18 protein-coding genes are annotated in these 19,269 nt (G+C 43.2%); 12 read left to right on the top strand and 6 right to left on the bottom strand.

Annotated elements, in window-relative coordinates:
• Positions 1-3 precede the first annotated feature (3 nt).
• Positions 4-1,332 (bottom strand): ethanolamine permease, encoded by a 1,329-nt coding sequence (gene eat, locus CRO04_RS10740; protein ID WP_097004240.1) that lies wholly within the window; start codon positions 1,330-1,332, stop codon positions 4-6.
• Positions 1,333-1,391: 59 nt separating this feature from the next.
• Positions 1,392-2,786 carry an ethanolamine ammonia-lyase reactivating factor EutA gene (locus CRO04_RS10735; RefSeq protein ID WP_242974423.1) on the bottom strand — a complete coding sequence of 465 codons (1,395 nt, stop codon included), beginning with the start codon at positions 2,784-2,786 and terminating at the stop codon, positions 1,392-1,394.
• Between the two features lie 325 nt (positions 2,787-3,111).
• On the opposite strand from CRO04_RS10735, the gene CRO04_RS10730 reads away from it, so the two are divergent.
• The 10 genes from CRO04_RS10730 to CRO04_RS10685 all read left to right on the top strand — a co-directional run bounded on the left by CRO04_RS10730 (position 3,112) and on the right by CRO04_RS10685 (position 14,064).
• Positions 3,112-4,248 (top strand): carbohydrate kinase family protein, encoded by a 1,137-nt coding sequence (locus CRO04_RS10730; protein WP_097004238.1) that lies wholly within the window; start codon positions 3,112-3,114, stop codon positions 4,246-4,248.
• Between the two features lie 20 nt (positions 4,249-4,268).
• Positions 4,269-5,132, top strand: coding sequence for a class II fructose-bisphosphate aldolase (locus CRO04_RS10725; RefSeq protein ID WP_097004237.1), 864 nt, complete (start codon positions 4,269-4,271; stop codon positions 5,130-5,132).
• A 13-nt stretch (positions 5,133-5,145) separates the two neighbouring features.
• A complete protein-coding gene (locus CRO04_RS10720; RefSeq protein ID WP_097004236.1) occupies positions 5,146-5,826 on the top strand; it encodes a D-lyxose/D-mannose family sugar isomerase in 681 nt (226 codons plus the stop codon).
• Positions 5,827-6,005: 179 nt separating this feature from the next.
• Positions 6,006-7,112, top strand: coding sequence for a sugar ABC transporter substrate-binding protein (locus CRO04_RS10715; RefSeq protein ID WP_097004235.1), 1,107 nt, complete (start codon positions 6,006-6,008; stop codon positions 7,110-7,112).
• 120 nt (positions 7,113-7,232) lie between these two features.
• Positions 7,233-8,720, top strand: a complete 1,488-nt coding sequence (locus CRO04_RS10710) for a sugar ABC transporter ATP-binding protein (protein ID WP_097004234.1) — start codon at positions 7,233-7,235, stop codon at positions 8,718-8,720.
• Between the two features lie 18 nt (positions 8,721-8,738).
• Positions 8,739-9,707 carry an ABC transporter permease gene (locus CRO04_RS10705; protein WP_097004233.1) on the top strand — a complete coding sequence of 323 codons (969 nt, stop codon included), beginning with the start codon at positions 8,739-8,741 and terminating at the stop codon, positions 9,705-9,707.
• 86 nt (positions 9,708-9,793) lie between these two features.
• A complete protein-coding gene (locus CRO04_RS10700) occupies positions 9,794-10,741 on the top strand; it encodes a sugar ABC transporter substrate-binding protein (RefSeq protein WP_097004232.1) in 948 nt (315 codons plus the stop codon).
• An 8-nt stretch (positions 10,742-10,749) separates the two neighbouring features.
• Entirely contained in the window at positions 10,750-12,063 is a 1,314-nt protein-coding gene (locus CRO04_RS10695) for a sensor histidine kinase (protein ID WP_097004231.1), read from the top strand.
• Entirely contained in the window at positions 12,056-12,751 is a 696-nt protein-coding gene (locus CRO04_RS10690; RefSeq protein WP_097004230.1) for a response regulator transcription factor, read from the top strand. Before CRO04_RS10695 ends, CRO04_RS10690 begins: the two co-directional genes overlap by 8 nt.
• Entirely contained in the window at positions 12,748-14,064 is a 1,317-nt protein-coding gene (locus CRO04_RS10685; protein ID WP_097004229.1) for an ABC transporter substrate-binding protein, read from the top strand. Before CRO04_RS10690 ends, CRO04_RS10685 begins: the two co-directional genes overlap by 4 nt.
• A gap of 25 nt (positions 14,065-14,089) precedes the next feature.
• Here CRO04_RS10685 and CRO04_RS10680 read toward each other — a convergent pair whose 3' ends face one another.
• The 4 genes from CRO04_RS10680 to CRO04_RS10670 form a co-directional block, all read right to left on the bottom strand.
• Positions 14,090-14,665, bottom strand: a complete 576-nt coding sequence (locus CRO04_RS10680) for a LysR family transcriptional regulator (protein WP_097004228.1) — start codon at positions 14,663-14,665, stop codon at positions 14,090-14,092.
• Positions 14,666-14,758: 93 nt separating this feature from the next.
• Positions 14,759-15,817: an SLC13 family permease gene (locus CRO04_RS10675; RefSeq protein ID WP_166432524.1), complete on the bottom strand. Its 1,059-nt coding sequence runs from the start codon at positions 15,815-15,817 to the stop codon at positions 14,759-14,761.
• Complete coding sequence (locus tag CRO04_RS26210) at positions 15,799-16,020, bottom strand: hypothetical protein (RefSeq protein ID WP_166432523.1); 222 nt, start codon at positions 16,018-16,020, stop codon at positions 15,799-15,801. The genes CRO04_RS10675 and CRO04_RS26210 overlap by 19 nt, the downstream gene beginning before the upstream one ends.
• Before the next feature lie 26 nt (positions 16,021-16,046).
• Positions 16,047-16,847: an MBL fold metallo-hydrolase gene (locus CRO04_RS10670; protein ID WP_097004226.1), complete on the bottom strand. Its 801-nt coding sequence runs from the start codon at positions 16,845-16,847 to the stop codon at positions 16,047-16,049.
• Here CRO04_RS10670 and CRO04_RS10665 point away from each other — a divergent pair.
• The gene (locus CRO04_RS10665) at positions 16,825-18,291 is read left to right on the top strand and encodes a sugar ABC transporter ATP-binding protein (RefSeq protein WP_097004225.1); all 1,467 of its coding nucleotides are present in this window, start codon (positions 16,825-16,827) and stop codon (positions 18,289-18,291) included. The genes CRO04_RS10670 and CRO04_RS10665 overlap by 23 nt on opposite strands.
• A gap of 14 nt (positions 18,292-18,305) precedes the next feature.
• Complete coding sequence (locus tag CRO04_RS10660) at positions 18,306-19,265, top strand: ABC transporter permease (RefSeq protein WP_166432522.1); 960 nt, start codon at positions 18,306-18,308, stop codon at positions 19,263-19,265.
• Positions 19,266-19,269 lie beyond the last annotated feature (4 nt).

Below are 19,269 nucleotides of genomic sequence, written 5' to 3'. Positions count from 1 at the left end.
CCCCTAAGCTTCCAGTTCATTTTCTGCATTTGAAAATCCGTTAGCAAAAAGTCTTTCTTTTACGAGATAATAAAGAACAGCGGCTGCATAAACAATGGCAGCCAGGAATAATAAAGATGCCTGTGAGACCACAATGGCAACCACAACAATGGCACAGGTAACTGCAGCAATGCCAGGAATAATGGCTGATTTTAACCGGTAAGGGCGTGCCAGCTCCGGCTCGTTTTTCCTGAGAACAAACCAGGAGGCGATGGATAAGACTGCCATTACAGATGAACCGATGCAGGAGAATACCACCAGACTGCCTACATTTCCAGTGATTACAAAGAAGAGACCGATCAGGCTGGTGCTTACAAGAGCAAATACAGGCGTGCCTTGTTTATCAAGCTTTGAAAGAACCTTTGGCAGATAGCCGCTTCGTGACATGGCATATGCCTGTCTGGAATATCCAATCATAATTCCATGAAGGCTGGCCGCCAGACCAAATAATCCAAAAAATCCCACCAATTTAACCAGGAAAGAATTCTCCCCATAAACTTTTGATAAAATCGCCGGAAGCGGATTATCGGTTGAAGCCACTGCGGACAAATCGGAAGCGGAGTTCCCGGCGGTAACAACCAGAGCGGCAACTGCCATAACAACCAGAGCTCCAATGCCTGAGATAAACGCCTTTGGGATGTCTTTTTGCGGATTCTTGCATTCCTCTGCGCCCATTGCACCTGATTCCACAGCTAAATAAAACCAGACTACAAATGGAATGGCGGCAAAAATACCGTGCATGCCGTTCAAGGAAGCCCCGGAAGAAAACAGACCCTGTACGTCCACGGTAGGAATTCCAACTACAAAATAAACAGCAACTCCAAGAATTGCAACGGCTGTAACAATTACGCTGACAATAGCTGCTGATTCAATTCCCCTGATATTAATAAACACAAAGATACAAAATGCTGTAATAGCGGCGATATTAGCCGGAATAACAGGAAACAGTCCATGAACATATGCGCCGATGGAAAGCGCAATTCCAGGCGTTGCAAAGATATATTCCACGAGTATTGAGAAGCCGGCTATAAAACCGGCAAACTTACCGAATGATTTTTCTGCATATGCCGTAGGACCGGCCGCGGAAGGGATGGCAGTTGCCAGTTCAGAGTAACAGAATACAAAAGAAACATAGAAAAGAGTGACAATCAAGGTAGCAATTAACGCTCCTGTAAAATTCGTCTTTTCGAACAAATAATTCCAGCCAAAATACATACCTGAAACAACTGCACCAACAATAATTGCCCACAGCTTAACAGGTGTAAGCGCTTTGTTCAAATTTTTTTCTTCCATAATGGAATCCTCCTGATTTTTCATAGTTTTATTTTATTAAATCCTGATTTTACATTTCGTCAGGACTGATAAACTAAAGTTTTAATAATAACGGGAACGGCACTTCCAACCGGTGATCCGATATCAATGTAGTCACCATTTTCGATCTGAATCTGATCCAGACAGATAACAGGTTTCCTGCATGGTGTATGAATCCGGATCATCTGACTCAGTGCTTTTGCAAAGTCTTCTTTCAGGAGTACAATCACAGGACTTTTTAATCCCTCATAAAGACTGGCAATCTGGTGTGCAAGAGTTTTAAGCTCCCCATATCCAGGGCTTTTTCTGCCTTTGATACTCACTGCAAGAACATCTTCCTCATATAGTTCCATAAGCGGTCTGGTACTTCGAAATACAGTTTCCCACTGGTCCGGTTCTGCCGGGCATTTTATGATTGGAATATTGCGTATGGGCAAAATGGATTCGTCAACCCCGATGGTGTTTCCGCTGACTGACAGAGAATGGCTTCCTGCTCCAATTACTGTTGCACTTATTTTTTCTCCCGGAGAGATAAGTCTGCTTTGCCAGGGGGCAAGGGCCTGTGTTAATTTAGTCCCAAGCAAAGGACCGATATCTCCGTACCGGAACCATTGCTCCAGGTCTGGAATTTCATTTAATACCCCCACATATTCGCCCACACCGCCGGATATGGATATTAAATCAATATCTTTTGGAATGGTGAAATCAGTGATGTATAAGAGGCGGGTATCTTCACTCATTTCCTGTAACCCAAGTGCCTGCAGGCAGCAGTCCGCCAGATAACTGCAGAAACGCTCCAACACTTTGATATCTGCAGTTTCTCCTGGCGTGATGGATAGTTTATGATTCTCAAGAATATGGACTATCCGGTCTGAAATGTAGGTTACGGTGCGAGAGTCATTCAGCCGGATCAGCCTTCCGCCGATGTCCATTGCAAATGTCTCCGTACAGTCACCACAATCAAACACTGCGGCATTTAAGGTACCTCCGCCAATATCCAGGTTGATAATTCTTTTGCTTCGTTTTTTTGATTCCTCACTGATACCGGCCCCTCTTCCTGCTAAAACCGATTCAAGCTTAGGACCCGCAGCAGCAACAACAAAATCACCCAGGTATTCTGATAACCAGATATTCACCTGTCTGGCATTGTCTTTTCTGGCAGTTTCCCCTGTTATGATAACTGCGCCGGTCTCTATTTGATCTTTCCTGATACCGCTTTCTTTAAAGGCCGCCTTTATCCGTTCCCGGATTTGTTCAAAATCTATAGCAGTTTTTGAAATCAGTGGTGTGAAGATGACCGGACTTCGATAGATAACCTCAGTCTCATCGATTTTAGTGGCAGGCAGAAGGGAAAGACCCAGTCTGGTGGAGAATTTGATATTGCTGATAATAATTTCTGTTGTACTGGTACCAATATCCACGCCAATGCTGTACAACCATATACCCCCTTCCGGCAGCTTCAAAAACATAAGAGCAAATAAAAAAGACGAAGGGAATTTCCAAGCAGGAAACGTCTTCGTCTTTGTGATCTCGTATGAAGTTAATATATTAACAATTAATATAAGGACTTTGTTATCATTTGTCAACTGGTAAATGAAAAAGATTCTTTTTCCATTCGATATCGGTGTGAAAACAAAAAAATGTATTGTGCATTATGCCTATGACAATTGTCATATAAACAACATGAATAGTAATAATGCATAATTATTGTTGACTTTCCTCCTGCGGTTGCTATGATAAAGGCAGAAAGGGGGAGTTTATATGCCATATGAAAGGGGTAATAGAAAAATAATCGTCGCCGGACACATTTCCCTGGATATTACACCGGTCTTTACAGGCAGTGACGGTAAGAAACTTCTTAAATCCTTCCAGCCTGGAAAACTTTTAGAAGTGGGAAAGGCCAATGTAGCGGGAGGCGGAGCGGTTTTTAACACAGGGCTTGGGCTTCATGCACTGGGAGCAGATGTCCTTTTAATGGCAAATACGGGGGACGATGATTTCGGACGAATACTAAAAGAAAAGATCCGGGACAGAGGGTGTGAAAGCTGCATCACCGTTTTGCCGGGAGAGGATACGTCCTACACAATTGTCCTGGCGCCTAAGGGTGTTGACCGGTTATTTCTACATAATCCAGGGTGCAACGATACCTTTGGTTCTGAGCATGTGGACTTTAGTAAAGCAGCGAAGGCGGCTCATTTCCATTTCGGATATCCCACACTGATGAAGCGTTTTTATGAGAATGACGGTATGGAATTAAAAGAGCTTTTTTGCAGAATAAAACAGCTCGGGCTTACTACTTCCCTGGATCTGGCGGCATTGGACCCGGACTCCGAAGCAGCCAGGTGCCGATGGGACATTATTCTTAGCTCAGTGCTTCCCTATGTAGATTTTTTTGTTCCAAGCATCGAAGAACTGGGATTTTTACTGAACCGTCCCCTTTATGAGAAATGGCAGGAAATTGCTGACGGCGATGATATTATCTCGATTTTATCTTTACAGAGAGATGTGGAACCCATTGCAAATCAGGCTCTGCTGCTGGGTGCAAAGGCGGTGCTTTTAAAATGCGGTGCAGCCGGAATGTTCTTAAAAACGGCATCAAAACAGGCATTTGCTGCCGGACCGGATATCTTAAAGGGGTGGGGGGATATTTCGTATTTCCAGAACAGCTTTCTGCCAGACCGCATCCTGTCTGCCACAGGCGCCGGAGATACCAGCATCGCTGCTTTTATTAAGGCTATGCTGGAGGGACGCCCTCCGGCAGAATGTGTAAAGCTTGCTGCGGCAACAGGCGCCTCCTGTGTAACTGCCTATGATACAGTAAGCGGTCTGCTGCCTTTTGAAAAGCTGGAAGAAAAAATAATTAACGGGTGGGAAGAACAAAATCGTATCCTGCCATAAAAAGAAGGAGGAAATCACTTATGTTAGTTACCATGAAATCAATTCTCAAACTGGCAGAAGCCAGAAAAATTGCAGTTGGTGCCTTTAATATTACTTCTCTGGAGGGAATCCAGGCAGTACTGGGAGCGGCAGAAGAAACCGGACAGCCGGTCATTCTTCAGTTTGCGCCTGTGCATGAATCGATTATTCCCATCACAGTAATTGGTCCCATCATGGTCCTGATGGCGGAGAATGCAGCAGTTCCCGTAGCCGTACATTTAGATCATGGAGATGATTTTAACAAATTAAAACAGGCTCTGGACATGGGGTTTACTTCTGTTATGTACGATGGTTCCGCCCTTCCTTTTGAAGAAAATGCGGCAGGTACGAAGATTGCAGTGGAACTTGCCGCTGCATATGGGGCCTCTGTTGAAGGGGAAATCGGTGCCATGGGAAGAGAAGAATTTCTAAGTGTGGGCGAGGAGGAGGAAAATGAAGCAGAAGAAAGCTGCTACACAGACCCGGATCAGGCTGAAACCTTTGTTTCAATCACAGGAATTGACGCATTAGCCTGCTCCTTTGGTACTGTACATGGTCTTTATCTGAAAAAGCCCAGTCTAGACCTAGATAGGATCAGCCGCATTCGGAAAAAAGTCGCACTCCCCATTGTCATGCACGGAGGTTCCGGAATCAGTGACGAAGATTTCCGTCAGTGCATTAATCGGGGGGTCCGCAAGATCAATTACTATACCTATCTTGCAAAGGCAGGCGGCATGTATGTAAAGGAAAAAGCCGCAAAAGCAGAAGATATGGTATTTTATCATGATGTGACGTTATGGGGAGTGGAAGCAATGAAAAATGACGTACTCCATACCATTAAAGTGTTCTCTGGTCTTAAACAGTAAGGAGCTGAAAATTATGAAACGTTCTGAAATTAACAAAGCATTAAAGAATATGGAACAGATGATTAAAACCTGCGGATTTTTCCTTCCGCCATTTTGTAGTTTTACCCCTGAGCAATGGCGGGAAAAAGGACATGAATACGATGAGATCCGTGACAATATGCTAGGTTATGATATTACTGATTTCGGACTTGGCGATTTTGACCGGACCGGTTTTTCACTCATTACTCTTCGCAATGGAAATAGAAAGCAAAAGAAATATACAAAAAACTATGCGGAAAAACTTCTCTTCTTAAAAGAGGGACAGTCCGCTGCCATGCATTTTCACTGGATCAAAATGGAAGACATTATAAACAGAGGGGGCGGCAATGTGCAGATCCGTGTTTATGAATCCGATGCAGACGGCTGTTTTTCTGATTCTGACGTGACAATAAACAGTGATGGAAGAAGTTATAAGGTTCCTGCCGGAACAGTGATAACGCTCCGCCCTGGCGAGAGTATTACCATTCCCCCTTACCTCTACCATGATTTTCATGTGGAACCCGGTACCGGACCTGTACTGCTTGGTGAAGTTTCCATGTGCAATGACGATCAGGAAGACAACCGCTTTTATCAGCCAATCGGCCGATTCCCCGAAATCGAAGAAGACGAGCTGCCTTACCGCCTACTGTGTAACGAATACCCAGTGGCAGAGTGATTGTGCATTGTGATGAAAATTCAGGCAGGGACAACCTGAATATATGAAATGCAACAAATTAAATATGACAAATGTAATGAAAAACTAATTACATTGTGCACATGTTTTAAAATAAATAGAGTGGTATGATTATTATGCAGCATATAACACAATTATATAATGTATAAGGAGGACTTACCATGAAAAAAAGCACAAAAAAGCTTGCCGCAATTCTGATGTGTGCAGCACTTGCCGGAATGTCTGTGGCAGGCTGCAGCAATGGGGAACCAGAAACAAAAGCACCGGAGACAACTAAAGCTGCTGAGGAAACAAAAGCAGAAACAAAAGCGGAAACGAAAGCGGAGGAAAAATCAGAAACAACGGCTGCAGTAAAATCAGAATCTGCCGTAAACATGGCAGATGCAGACGTAAAAAAGAAAGATCCAAACAAGCACTATAAATTCGGATATACCTGTATGGACGGAACCAACCCGTTCTTTGTTACAATTGAAAAAACCATGCGGGAAATGATTGAAGCCCAGGGAGACGAACTGGTTTCCGTGGATCCGGCCAATGATGTAACACTCCAGATCACCCAGGTAGAGGATTTAATCTCACAGAAAATTGATGCCATGTTCATGAATCCGGCAGAAGCAGAAGGCATTCTTCCGGCACTGGACCAGTTAAAAGAAGCAAAGATTCCTACCGTAGGCTTTGATACGGAAGTGGCGGATATGTCCTATCTGATCTCTTATACCGGCTCAGATAACTACAATGCAGGTTTCGTATGCGGAGAAGATTTAGTAAAGAAATGTCCGGATGGCGGAGATATCATCGTACTTGATTCTCCGACCATGAATTCAGTCACTGACAGAACCAACGGATTTTTGGATGCGATTAAAGGCCACAAATTCAACATCGTTGCCCAGCAGGATGCAAAAGGAAATTTAGAGGTCTCCATGGGGATTGCAGAAGACTTACTTCAGGCGCACGGTGATGTAGTTGCCATATTCGGAGGAAATGATCCCACAGCCCTTGGAGCACTGGCAGCAGCAAATGCAGCAGGCATAAAAGACTGTAAGATCTACGGCGTAGACGGTTCTCCTGATATTAAGGCAGAAATGGCTTCCGGGGAATCCCTCATCGAAGGAAGCGGCGCCCAGTCACCAGTTAAAATCGCACGTTCTGCAGTCAACATTATGTACTCTTACTTAAATGGGGAAGAAGTCGCTGACCGGTATCCCGTAGAAACATTCCTGATTACATCTGATAATGTGAAGGATTATGGCACAGACGGCTGGCAGTAAATACAGATAAGAGGAACCGTTCCTCCTGGTACAGGCGTGTCTTAATGCACCGGGAGGCGGTACCTTTTTTAACTGGACCCATAAATGGATCACGCAGTGTAAGAACAGGCAGGTGAATATATGAGTGAGAAAATTCTGCTCCAAATGAAAAACATCCATAAATCCTTTCCCGGTGTCAAAGCACTGCAGGGGGTGGATTTTGAGCTTTTCCCTGGAGAAGTGCATGCGCTTCTTGGTGAAAACGGGGCTGGAAAATCCACATTAATTAAGGTATTAGGCGGAATTTATATTGCAGAAGAAGGAGACATTTTCATTGAAGGAAAGAAAGTGGCCATTGACGGAGTAAATGCTTCTCATGACAATGGAATTTCCATCATCCATCAGGAACTGGTTCTGGTCCCCCATATGACTGTGGCAGAAAATATTTTTCTGGGGCGGGAACCTTTAAAAGGCGGTTTTATTGACCATGAGACAATGGAACGGGAGGCAGAAAAGCTCTTAAATGATTATCATATGAGCATCTCTCCGGCTGCTTTTATCAAGGACTTAACCATTGCACAGCAGCAGATGGTAGAGATCGTCAAAGCCATTTCCTACCGTTCAAAGATTCTTGTCATGGATGAACCAACCTCCTCCATATCAGACAAAGAAGTGGAATTCCTTTTTGAGACTATGCGTATTCTGGTCAAAAAGGGAGTGGGAATTATTTATATCTCCCATAAGATGGATGAGCTGGAGCAGATCTGCGACAGAGTGACCGTTCTAAGAGACGGAACCTATGTAGGAACAAAGGTTGTAAAGAACACGTCAAGAGACCAGCTGATCTCCATGATGGTAGGACGGGAGCTGACAAAGTATTATACAAGAGATTTTAAGGAACCGGGTGAAGTTGTATTAAAATGTGAAAACATATCAGACGGGAAGATGGTAAAAGGAGCCAGTTTTGAATTGCGCCAGGGAGAAATCATCGGCTTTGCAGGGTTAGTGGGCGCAGGCAGAAGTGAAACCATGAAGTGCATTTTCGGTCTTACGCCATGCCTGTCCGGAGAAATATATGTAAATGGAAAGCAGGCAAAAATCAGATCCCCCCTAGATGCCATGAAATATAAAATTGCGCTGGTGCCGGAGGACCGGAAGCAGGAAGGCCTTTATCCGGTGCAGAGCGTCCGCTTTAATTCCACAATTGAAGTTTTAAAATCCTTTATCAAAGGCATTTTAGTCGATCAAAAAAAAGAAGAAGAAATAGCCGGAAAATATATTGAAATGATGGATACAAAGACTCCATCCCAGGACCAGCTGATCGGTAATTTATCAGGTGGAAACCAGCAAAAAGTCATGATCAGCAGATGGCTTGCCACTTCTCCTGACATCCTGATTCTTGATGAGCCGACCAGAGGCGTGGATGTAGGGGCAAAATCAGAAATTTATGCAGCCATGAATGATCTGGTAAAGGAAGGGATGTCGATTATCATGATATCTTCCGAATTGCCGGAAATTCTTAATATGAGCGACAGGGTATATGTTATGTGTGACGGAAAAACCACCGGCTGTTTCCACCATAGAGAAAACATTACCCAGGAACAGATTATGAAACTGGCAGCCAAGTAGGAAAGAGGGAGCGATCAGATGACAACCAGAATTCAAAAAAATGTAAAACAATATTTCATAGATAACATCGGAATTATCGGTGCACTGCTGATTCTGTGTATATTCCTGTCTGTATTTCCAAAGACCAGCGGTGTATTTCTGACAAATAAAAATATATTTAATGTACTGAGGCAGATTTCTTCAAACTTATTCCTTGCATGCGGAATGACCATGGTAATTATTTTAGGAGGAATTGACCTTTCCGTAGGTTCCATTATAGCCCTTTCCGGCTGTGTTGCGGCAGGCTGTGTGGCGCGTTATAATCTTCCCATACCTGTCGCTGTATTAATCGGCGTTTTGGTAGGTATGGCAGTTGGAATGGCAAACGGTGTGGTAATTTCCAAAACAACCATCCCACCATTTATAGTCACCCTGGCCACCATGAATGTGGCGAAAGGTCTGGCGTACGTTTATACCGGTGGTTCACCCGTAAGAGTTGTAACAAAGAAATGGCAGTTTCTCGGTGCCGGCTATATCGGAGGTGTTCCCACACCTGTCATTATCCTGGTGTTTGTATTAATCATTACCGCAATTATTATGAATAAGACAAAGCTGGGGCGCCACATCTATGCAGTGGGAGGAAATGCACAGGCTGCCAGATTTTCCGGGATCAGTACGGCAAGAGTGAAATTACTGGTACATACATATTCCGGAATTATGGCAGGTCTTGCAGGCGTTGTCCTGGCATCACGTATGTATTCCGGTCAGCCTACTGCAGGAGACGGGGCTGAAATGGATGCCATTGCAGCAGTTGTGGTAGGCGGAACCTCCATGGCGGGCGGTTCCGGTAAGATCGGAGGAACCATTATCGGAGGACTGATTATTGGTGTATTAAACAACGGTCTGAATCTTTTAAATGTCAACTCATTCTGGCAGTATGTGGTAAAAGGCATTGTGATTCTTCTGGCAGTTTTTGTAGACTACTTAAGAAACAAGAAAAAGGGTTAAAAATCTCCACAGGCAGGGAGCGTTTCCATAACAAGAGAAACGCTTTTTGTGGTATAATAAATAAAAAATGCGGGGGTGTTAAAAACATGAAGAGAAAGGCGGGGGTATTTCTCTTAATTACACTGATTGCAGCTTTGCTGGCTGGTTGCAGCAAGAGGAAGGACGAAGCACCTCCTCACGAAGCGCTCATATTCGGAGCCACTTATATGACACGGAATAATCCCTATTTTAATGTTCTGGGACAGGGGATTGAAGAAGTGGTGGAGGCCAACGGAGATATACTTTTAACCAGAGATCCTTTACAGGACCAGGAAAAACAGAATGAACAGATTCAGGAACTCATCGACGAAGGAATCCGTATGCTATTCCTTAATCCGGTGGACTGGGAAGCGGTCCGCCCTGCATTAATTGCCTGTAAAAAGGCAGGTGTGGCGGTGATTAACGTGGATACCGTGGTAAAAGACCGGGATCTGGTCATATCCGTGATTGAAACAGACAACTACCAGGCAGGCCAGCTTTGTGCCCTGGATATGATGAAGCGAAAGAAATCGGCGGATATTGTAATACTGGATAATCCCATTCAGATGTCCATTACCTACCGGGCACAGGGATTTACCGATGCCATTGCAGGCAATCCCAATTACCGGGTGGTATACCGGCATGCGGCAGCTGGAGAAATCGAAGTGTCTTCCAAAGTAATGGAAGATTTCTTAAATCAGAATAAAGACTTTGATGTGGTTCTGGGGGGCAATGATCCCACGGCTCTTGGTGCACTTGCAGCACTTCAGCAGGCAAGAAGGGAGGAAGGAGTTCTTATCTACGGCGTAGACGGATCTCCTGATTTTAAGGCCATTCTGGATATGGGATATGTGACCGGAACCAGTGCCCAGAGTCCTAAATCCATTGGCAGAGTTGCTGCAGAAACCGCTTACCGGTATTTAAGCGGAGAACCGGTGGACCCATATATCAGTCTTTCCAGTACCCTGATCACAAAGGACAATCTGGCGGACTATGAAATCGATGGATGGCAGTAAGGTGAGAGATGGAAGAGAATAAATCTAACGCAAGGATGAGAATTCTTCAGACCGGAATCCTTATCCTCAACATAATATCAGTAATGGGAATCAGCATTTTTATATACATTACAATCGAAAAAATTCGCAGATCATACGGTGCAAGAGAATTCTTAAATGAAATTCAGGCCATTGTCTGGTATCCTTATGCTAAAATATGGCTCTGTGCCCTGCTGTTAGGTTTTCTAACCTTAAGTATGGTAATCAGAGACCGCCTTTTTCCCAATAACAGTAAGGTGATTTTAACCAGTCTGGTAGCAGATTTTATCGTATGTTTTGCGATTATCATTGAACTGAATTTCAACTACAACGGAATTCTTCTGCTGGTATTTTCCAATGTAATTCTATATGTTAAAAATGGAAAATCCAGATACATACTGGCAGCTGTTGCCATTGGCAGCTTTATTCTGGCAGATTATGAACTGTTGTCCATTTCCTACAGACTGTATTCCATCCAGGATTATATTGCTTTTTACAGCGCATCTAAACAGCAGTATTTTCTGAGTATTTATAACATCTTTATATCCTTAAATGTAATCTTATTTGTGACTTACTGTGTTAATATTATCAACGAGCAGCAGGGAAACATCGATGAGATACACGGGTTAAATGAAAAGCTGCATGATGTGAACGAACAGCTGCAAAAATATTCTCTTATGGCGGAAAAAATGGCAGAAACCAGAGAACGAAACCGTCTTGCAAGGGAAATCCATGATACACTGGGACATACACTTACCGGGATTTCAGCGGGAATTGATGCTTGCATTGCAATCATTGGAACTTCGCCCGAACAGACAAGAAAGCAGCTGGAGCTGATATCTAAAGTTACAAGAGACGGAATTAAAGACATCCGCCGTTCTGTCAGTGAATTAAGACCGGACGCCTTAGAACGTTTCAGTCTGGAAATGGCCATTAATAAAATGGTAACCGACTTAAATGCCGTTTCGGATACCAGGGTCTATTTCGACTGCAGGGTAAGTAATTTAAAATTCGGTGAAGATGAAGAGAATGCAATTTACCGCGTAGTTCAGGAAGGAATTACCAATGCCATACGTCACGGGCTGGCCAAAGAAATATGGGTAACTATGAAAATGGAAGAGGACGATATCCTGATTCAGATTAAAGATAATGGGATTGGATGTAAGGAGATGAAAAGCGGTTTCGGTACCAAGCATATGAAAGAGAGGATTCGTATGTTAAACGGAGCCGTGACGTTTGACGGGAGCAATGGTTTTATCGTAAATGCAAGAATACCAATCCGGAGGGGAGAATCCTATGATTAAAGTATTGATTGCCGATGATCAGGAACTGATACGCCAGAGTCTGCAGATCGTTTTAAACAGCAGGAAAGACATGACCGTTACCGATGTGGCGGCTGATGGCCAGGAGGTGATGCGGTGCATCCGGAAAAGTAAGCCGGACGTGATCTTAATGGATGTGCGTATGCCTAAAATGGATGGGGTCCAATGCACAAAACTCATTAAGGAAAGCTGCCCTCAGATTAAGATTATTATACTGACCACCTTTGATGATGACGAATATGTGTACAATGCATTAAAATACGGTGCCAGCGGATATTTACTCAAAGGAGTCTCCATGGAAGAGCTGGCCAATGCAATTACTACTGTTTACAATGGCTGGGCGATGATTAATCCGGATATAACTGCAAAAGTACTGCGGCTGTTTTCTCAGATGGCTAAAGCAGACTATTCCATTACAGTAAAAGAAAAAAATATGGAGGAACTGACAAAAGCGGAATGGAAGATTATAGCACAGATTGAAAAGGGAGCAAGCAACAGGGAAATCGCAGGAGCCTTAAACTTATCAGAGGGAACCGTACGTAATTATTTAAGTACCATTTTAAACAAACTGAATTTAAGGGATCGGACCCAGCTAGCGATCTGGGCAGTTCAGAGCAATGTGAGGAATAAGGTGGAAGGACGGATCGAGGAAACAGAGGACGCATTATGAAGAAAAGAAAATTCATCCTGACCGGGATAATACTTTTGCTTTTGCTGACGGGGGGCTGTTTTCTCTACATTAGAAGCAAACGGCCGATTATACTGGAATTTGGGATGTTTACCGGCAGTAACTGGGATGTTGCAAGTGCCAACAGCTTTAAAATTATGGATCGTGCCATTGCAGAATTTGAAAAGACGCATCCGAATGTGAAGATACATTACTATAGTGGAATTGCAAAAGAGGATTACTCCGAATGGTGTGCAAGAAAACTGCTGGAAGGAAAAACGCCGGATGTGTTTGTAGTGCTGGATTCTGACTTTGACAAATTTACATCCCTTGGAGTTATGAAAAACCTGGATAATTTAATGTCCTCTGACAGCAGCTTTCACAAAGAGGATTTTTTTGCAACCGCTTTGAATACAGGCCGAAACGGAGATCATCAGTATGCACTCCCTTATGAAGTAGTGCCAACCCTGATGTTTGTAAATAAGTCTCTTCTTGCAAAAGAAGGGATTGAGATGCCAAAAGAGAACTGGACCTGGGAAGATATGGACCGGATCTGCCAGCAGGTCACAAAGGATACGGACCAGGATGGACTTTTAGACCAGTTTGGTACCTATAATTACAGCTGGAGGGATGCCTTATATACCTGCGGCGGCAAATTATATGAGAATAATCAGTCTCAGATTTCCTTTACGGACAGCCGGGTCTTAGATGCAGTCAAATACATCAAACACCTGAATGATATCAATCAGGGCCAGAGTGTGACACAGGAAGATTTCAATGCGGGAAAAGTGGCATTTATGCCTCTTACGTTCGCAGAGTACCGCACCTACAAAACCTATCCGTACCGGATTAAAAAATACACCAAATTTCAGTGGGACTGCATCACATTCCCGGCAGATAAAGAAGGCGGGAATATATCCAAGGTGGATGCCCTGCTAATTGGAATCGGCAGCAGAACCAGACATGAAACTATTGCCTGGGAGTTTTTAAAGCAGCTGACCTATACCCAAAAGATGCAGATGGACGTCTACCGTTATTCCCAGGGAGTTCCGGCTTTAAAAGCAGTCGCTTCTTCCCAGGAGGGGGTGGATTGCCTTCAGGAGGACATGGATGAAGGTGAGCAGGTCATAAGCAGCACGCTTTTATGCCATGTTATCGAAAATGGAATCATTGAACCCAAGCTTCTCCAGTATCAGCAGGTCATGAATCTGGCAGACGGGGAGGTGTCCAAAATACTGCAGGAAAATAAAAATGTGGACAGCAGCATGAAGATCTTTCAGCGGACAGTCAGTAAATATTTACAGCAGCAGAAATAACTAAGATCAGATTTTAAACGTGTTTTCAAGATTTACTTTGGTATTTCTGCCCTTTTACAGATACTGCCTCTTTTAATAAGGGGTGGTCACAGGGAACAACAAGCACCATATCCTCATGGGCAATATGATAATGATTGTGAGATGAGGATTCTGTTGAAGTATTGACCAGTATTACGTCCAGCATATGGTTGCTGAGCATAGGGGAAAGAGTAAGCTTGCTGTCGAAGATAATGGTTGTTTTATACTGTGGATACTTCCTGTTTAATAAAGGAAGTACCAAAAAAGCCAGGAATTCACCTCTGCAGCCAGACGCGCCGATCCTGATCATATTATGCGATTCTTCCCTGATATTAGAAAGTGATTCCTCCATTTCCGAATTCAGTTTTAAGATTCTCTCCGCATATTCCAGGAAACATACGCCTGCGGCAGTTGGTATATACCGTTTATCGGATTTATAGAACAGGGGAAGCTTAAGTTCAGTCTCCAGCCTTTTTAAGTATTTGCTCAGGGCTGGCTGGGAGATGTATAGGTGTTCAGCCGCTTTTGAAATGCTTCCCCAGCGGGTAATTTCAATGATATATTCAAAATCTTTCAAATTCATGAAAATAACTCTGTAATTTTTATTTGTTCTGTTTAGTGTATCATGACAGGCAAAACCACTGCAATCATTTTTGACAGCAGTGGTTTTAAATAATTATAACCAGACAAGAGGAATTATAATCAATGCAACGACACAACTGCAGGCACATTCCACCAATCCCCATTTAAAGATATCCTTTGGTGTATAATGACCGCCTTCCATAATAAATCCAAGAGCTGGTGTCGCCATAGGTGTGAGACAGCCTATGGCACTTCCGAATAGAGCGGCTGCAACAAATGCATAAGGCTCAATGCCCATAGATTTTGCAATTGCTATTCCAATCGGAGCCATAAGTGAGGCAGATGCGTTATTGGACATAAACTGAGTTATGAGTGCAGTAGTAAGATAGATGATAATGATGAGTGCCAGAGGGCTGGCATTGTTTCCTGCCAAAGACATTATTTTTTCTGCCAGGGCAGTGCCAAGACCACTTGCCTCAACTCCCTTTGCAACTGCAGTCATCCCACCGATTAAGAAAACAGTGCTCCAGCTGATACTGGAAAACATCTGCTTTTCATTCAGACAGCCGAAAATAACTGAGGCAATTCCGCCAATTGCAGCACACATATACATTGGACAAATCGGGGAATTAATAACCATTCCTATAATAGTGGCAACAAGAATTATACAGGAAACCATCATTTTCCCATTTAATTTTTGGGGGAGTTTTTCTGCTTTTGCCGCCTCAGCAGCATCTGGTGCTACATAGTTAGAAGGTAAAATTTTATGCATGAAAAAGAATAAAACAATTGTCATTAGGACTGCTTTTGGCAAGCCAAACCACGCAGGTTCAAGAAAATCCCAGCCTCTGTATCCGCTTTCAATAAGTATGGAGGCAGTCGCAGAACACATTCCGGATCCGGCAAGGGTCATAAAGGAACCAAAACCAATGCCTGTAAACATGGGAAGAAGAATTCTGTTTACGGAAAGATCGGCCGCAAGGCAGATAGAACAGAAAATCGGGTATAAAATCATCATGGACGCTGAACCACTGCATACAGAGGACATAATCCAACCGGATATAATTGCAACCAGCTGGAGATTTCGTTCTCCTTTTCCAGTAAAGCCAATGATTTTACGGCCAAGCAATCCGGCTAAACCGGTATGAAACATTCCCCTCCGACTATCATCATGCCTACCATAAGTATGATAGAGGACGATGTATAGTAGCTGAATGCTGTTTTGACTGGTAAAAATCCTGCAAGCCCCATGGCAATAGTTCCTATTACACAGACTGCGGAATTTGAAAATCTGGGACTGAAAAACATGATGACAACGCAAATTAAAATAATTGCTGAAATTATCATTGGTGACATTCTGATTACCCCCTGAGGATTTTATATTAGTTTCCGGCTGCAAGAAATTCATTAAATTTTTCAGTAAGTGTATCCACGAAATTGACCCACTCCGAAGAATCGATAAACGGATTGGTACCAGGCTCGTTTTGCATTCTCTTCCTTTTTTCTAAGGTATCATTCTGGAGAGGGTGATTTCCAAGGACAATATCAACTGGTTCATTACGAACCTTTTGAAGAGAATCTAAAAACTGCTGGCGGCAGCTTAATGGAAGATTATCGTTCTCCAATGCCTTTTTGTAAAGAGTGTTGTAACCTGCTCCACCGAAATATCCCACATGATAAGTTGTACCATTGTCAATCGTGTCAAAGAAGAATGACATTACCCCTGGAGAATGTCCCGGAGTGTTAATACATCGGATAGAAACATTACCCAGAGTAATAACCTGACCGTCCTCCAGCTCAATATCCGGTGTGAAAATGGAGGCATAAGGATACGGATTGCTATCCATGTAAACAAGTTCCGGTCTTTTTCTGAAAATTTCCGCACCGGTCTTGCTGATAGCCAGTTTACAGCCGTAAAGATCCTTAAAATCGTTAGCTGCACCAATATGATCAAAATGTTCATGAGAGTGAATCAGATACTTGATATCTTTTGGATTGAAACCAAGTTCCCATATTGCCTGAACCATCAGATGAACCGTGTGTTGAAAACCACTGTCAAAAACAATCAGGCCGTCTCCAGTATCAATTAAGTGGGAACAAACCTTCTTATCACCAATGTAGTAGACATTTCCGGCGATCTTAAACGGTTCTAAGTAATATCTGGAGAACTTCGGATCAACCATAGCCCTTAACCATGTAGATTTTCAAATCAGGAAAGGAGAAATACGAGGGTTAATAGGGGAAAATGGAAGCGGTAAATCAACCGTTTCATCGATTATAGCAGGAATGCAGCCAGCTACTGAAGGAGAGATGTTTTACCATGGAAAACCATGGAAACCAAAAACAATGTTAGAAGCGGCAAAAGCCGGAATCGGCATGATTGTTCAGGAAGCCGGAACAATCGACAATATTACAGTAGCTGAGAATATTTTTCTGGGGAATGCAGCTGATTTTATGAAGGGACCCTTTGTCAGCAAAAAGGCAATGACAAAGGCCGCAGCAAAAGCTTTGACAGATTGTGGAATTGATTATATCAATGCGTCCTATCCCACCAGACTGCTGGACATGCAAAAGCGCAAACTGGTTGAGATTGCAAAGGTAATGTCTTTGGACCCGGAGATATTAATCGTAGATGAAACCACCACAGCCCTGTCCCAGCGCGGCAGAGATATCCTGTATAAAATTATGCACCGGCTGGCAGATGCGGGTAAGTCGGTAATGATAATTTCTCACGATATGGAAGAAATGATGACTCATTGTGACGTTCTGACAATTTTACGTGACGGTGAGGTAATTGATAATCTGGAAAAAGCTGATTTTGAGGACAATAAAATCAAAAAGCTGATGGTAGGACGTGAGATTCAGGGTAATTATTACCGGATGGATAATGATCCCTATGGTGACGAAGTTGTCTTAAAAGCAAACTATATTACCACATTAAATGATCTGCTGTGTTTTAACCTGGAGTTACATAAAGGTGAGATTCTTGGTATCGGCGGTTTGTCAGACTGCGGCATGCATGCTTTAGGACGTGCCCTCTACGGTCTGGATGAGGTAATTGACGGTGAAGTAATTCATACCGAAACCAACACGGTTATCAAGGACAGTATTATTGCTTTTCAGCATGGTATGGGCTATGTTTCCAAAAACCGGGATTCAGAATCCTTAGAACTTATGGCGCCGGTCAAAGAAAACATTCAAAGCACCGGTTATTGGAAGAATATCTGGAAGAAGCCTTTGATTGATTTTAAAAAAGAGAAAAAGTATGTAACAGATCAGGTGGAAAACCTGTCAATAAAATGCCGTAATATAAATCAGCCGGTCCGTTTTTTGTCAGGAGGAAACAAGCAGAAGGTGGTATTTGGTAAGTGGATTGCCGCTGATTCCAGCATACTGATTCTTGATTGCCCTACCAGAGGCGTTGATGTGGGAGTGAAAGCAGCAATGTATCAGTTAATGTATGAGATGAAAAAACAGGGAAAAGCGATTATTATGATCAGTGAAGAATTACCGGAACTGATTGGCATGAGTGACCGCCTGCTGATTATGCGGGATGGTGCAGTCAGCGGCGAATTTTACCGCAAAGATGGTTTAAATGAGCGTGACCTGATTAATTACATGATTTAAGGGAGGAAATTCAAGTGAAACAATTAACAAAAATAAAGGAAAGCCGTTATTTCCTGGAAGTGTTTCCTTTTGCAATTTTATTTCTTCTTTTGCTTGTGTTTGGGTTAAGCACAGGAGGACGCTTCTTTGCAAAAGCAAATATAACCGGAATTTTTAATCAGGCACTCATAACCGCAACAGCCACCATTGGTATTGCATTTATCTATACCACCGGCAATCTGGATATTTCCATCGGAGCGGTTATTGCCCTGGCAGCAACGATAGGAGGAAAAATCTATCTGGCAACGGAAAATGTAGTAATCATGATTCTGGTAACACTCCTGGTCTCTCTGGCACTGATGGCATGGAATTCCACTTTGTCAGTCAGCTTACATATTAAAACAACAACTGCCGCAATTGTTATGATGCAGATTTATAAGGCAATACAGGAATCTCTGGTAGGAGCTGTGGATTTAGCTGTACCTTTTGCCATATGCTCGGCATTGGAAAAAAGTTCATTTCGGATGATGACTCTGCTGCTGTATCTGGTTCTGGCAATTGTGATTTACAATTTCACACCATTCGGCAGAGCAATCCGCTTTATAGGCGGAAATGAAAACTGTGCCACTCAGAGCGGCCTTAGAAAGTCAACTTATATCCGAATAAGCTTCCTGATTGCAGGAGTCGGGGTGGGCTTGTCAGCCGTTTACACGATTATCCGTGTGGGAACGATTACTACATCCACTGCCGGCAGTATGGGTATGGATGTGATGCTGGCAACCGTACTGGGAGGAATGTCAATCTTTGGGGGTGACCGTTCCAAATGCTATGCAGGTGTGTTAGGCGCAATTACGGTAGTCGTGTTAAACAAGGGGCTTTTGATGATGGGAGTGGATAACTCACTCGTCCAGGGCATCCGGGGAATTTTATTCCTTTTGTTAGTGTATTTAAACAGTCAAAAACCAGATGTTTTACCAACCAGAAAACAATTTTAGGAGG

The sequence above is a fragment of the Lacrimispora amygdalina genome (assembly GCF_900205965.1).
GTDB lineage: Bacteria > Bacillota > Clostridia > Lachnospirales > Lachnospiraceae > Lacrimispora > Lacrimispora amygdalina_A.
The sequence above is the reverse complement of the archived record's forward strand: the minus strand, read 5'-3'. Positions and strand labels throughout refer to the sequence as shown.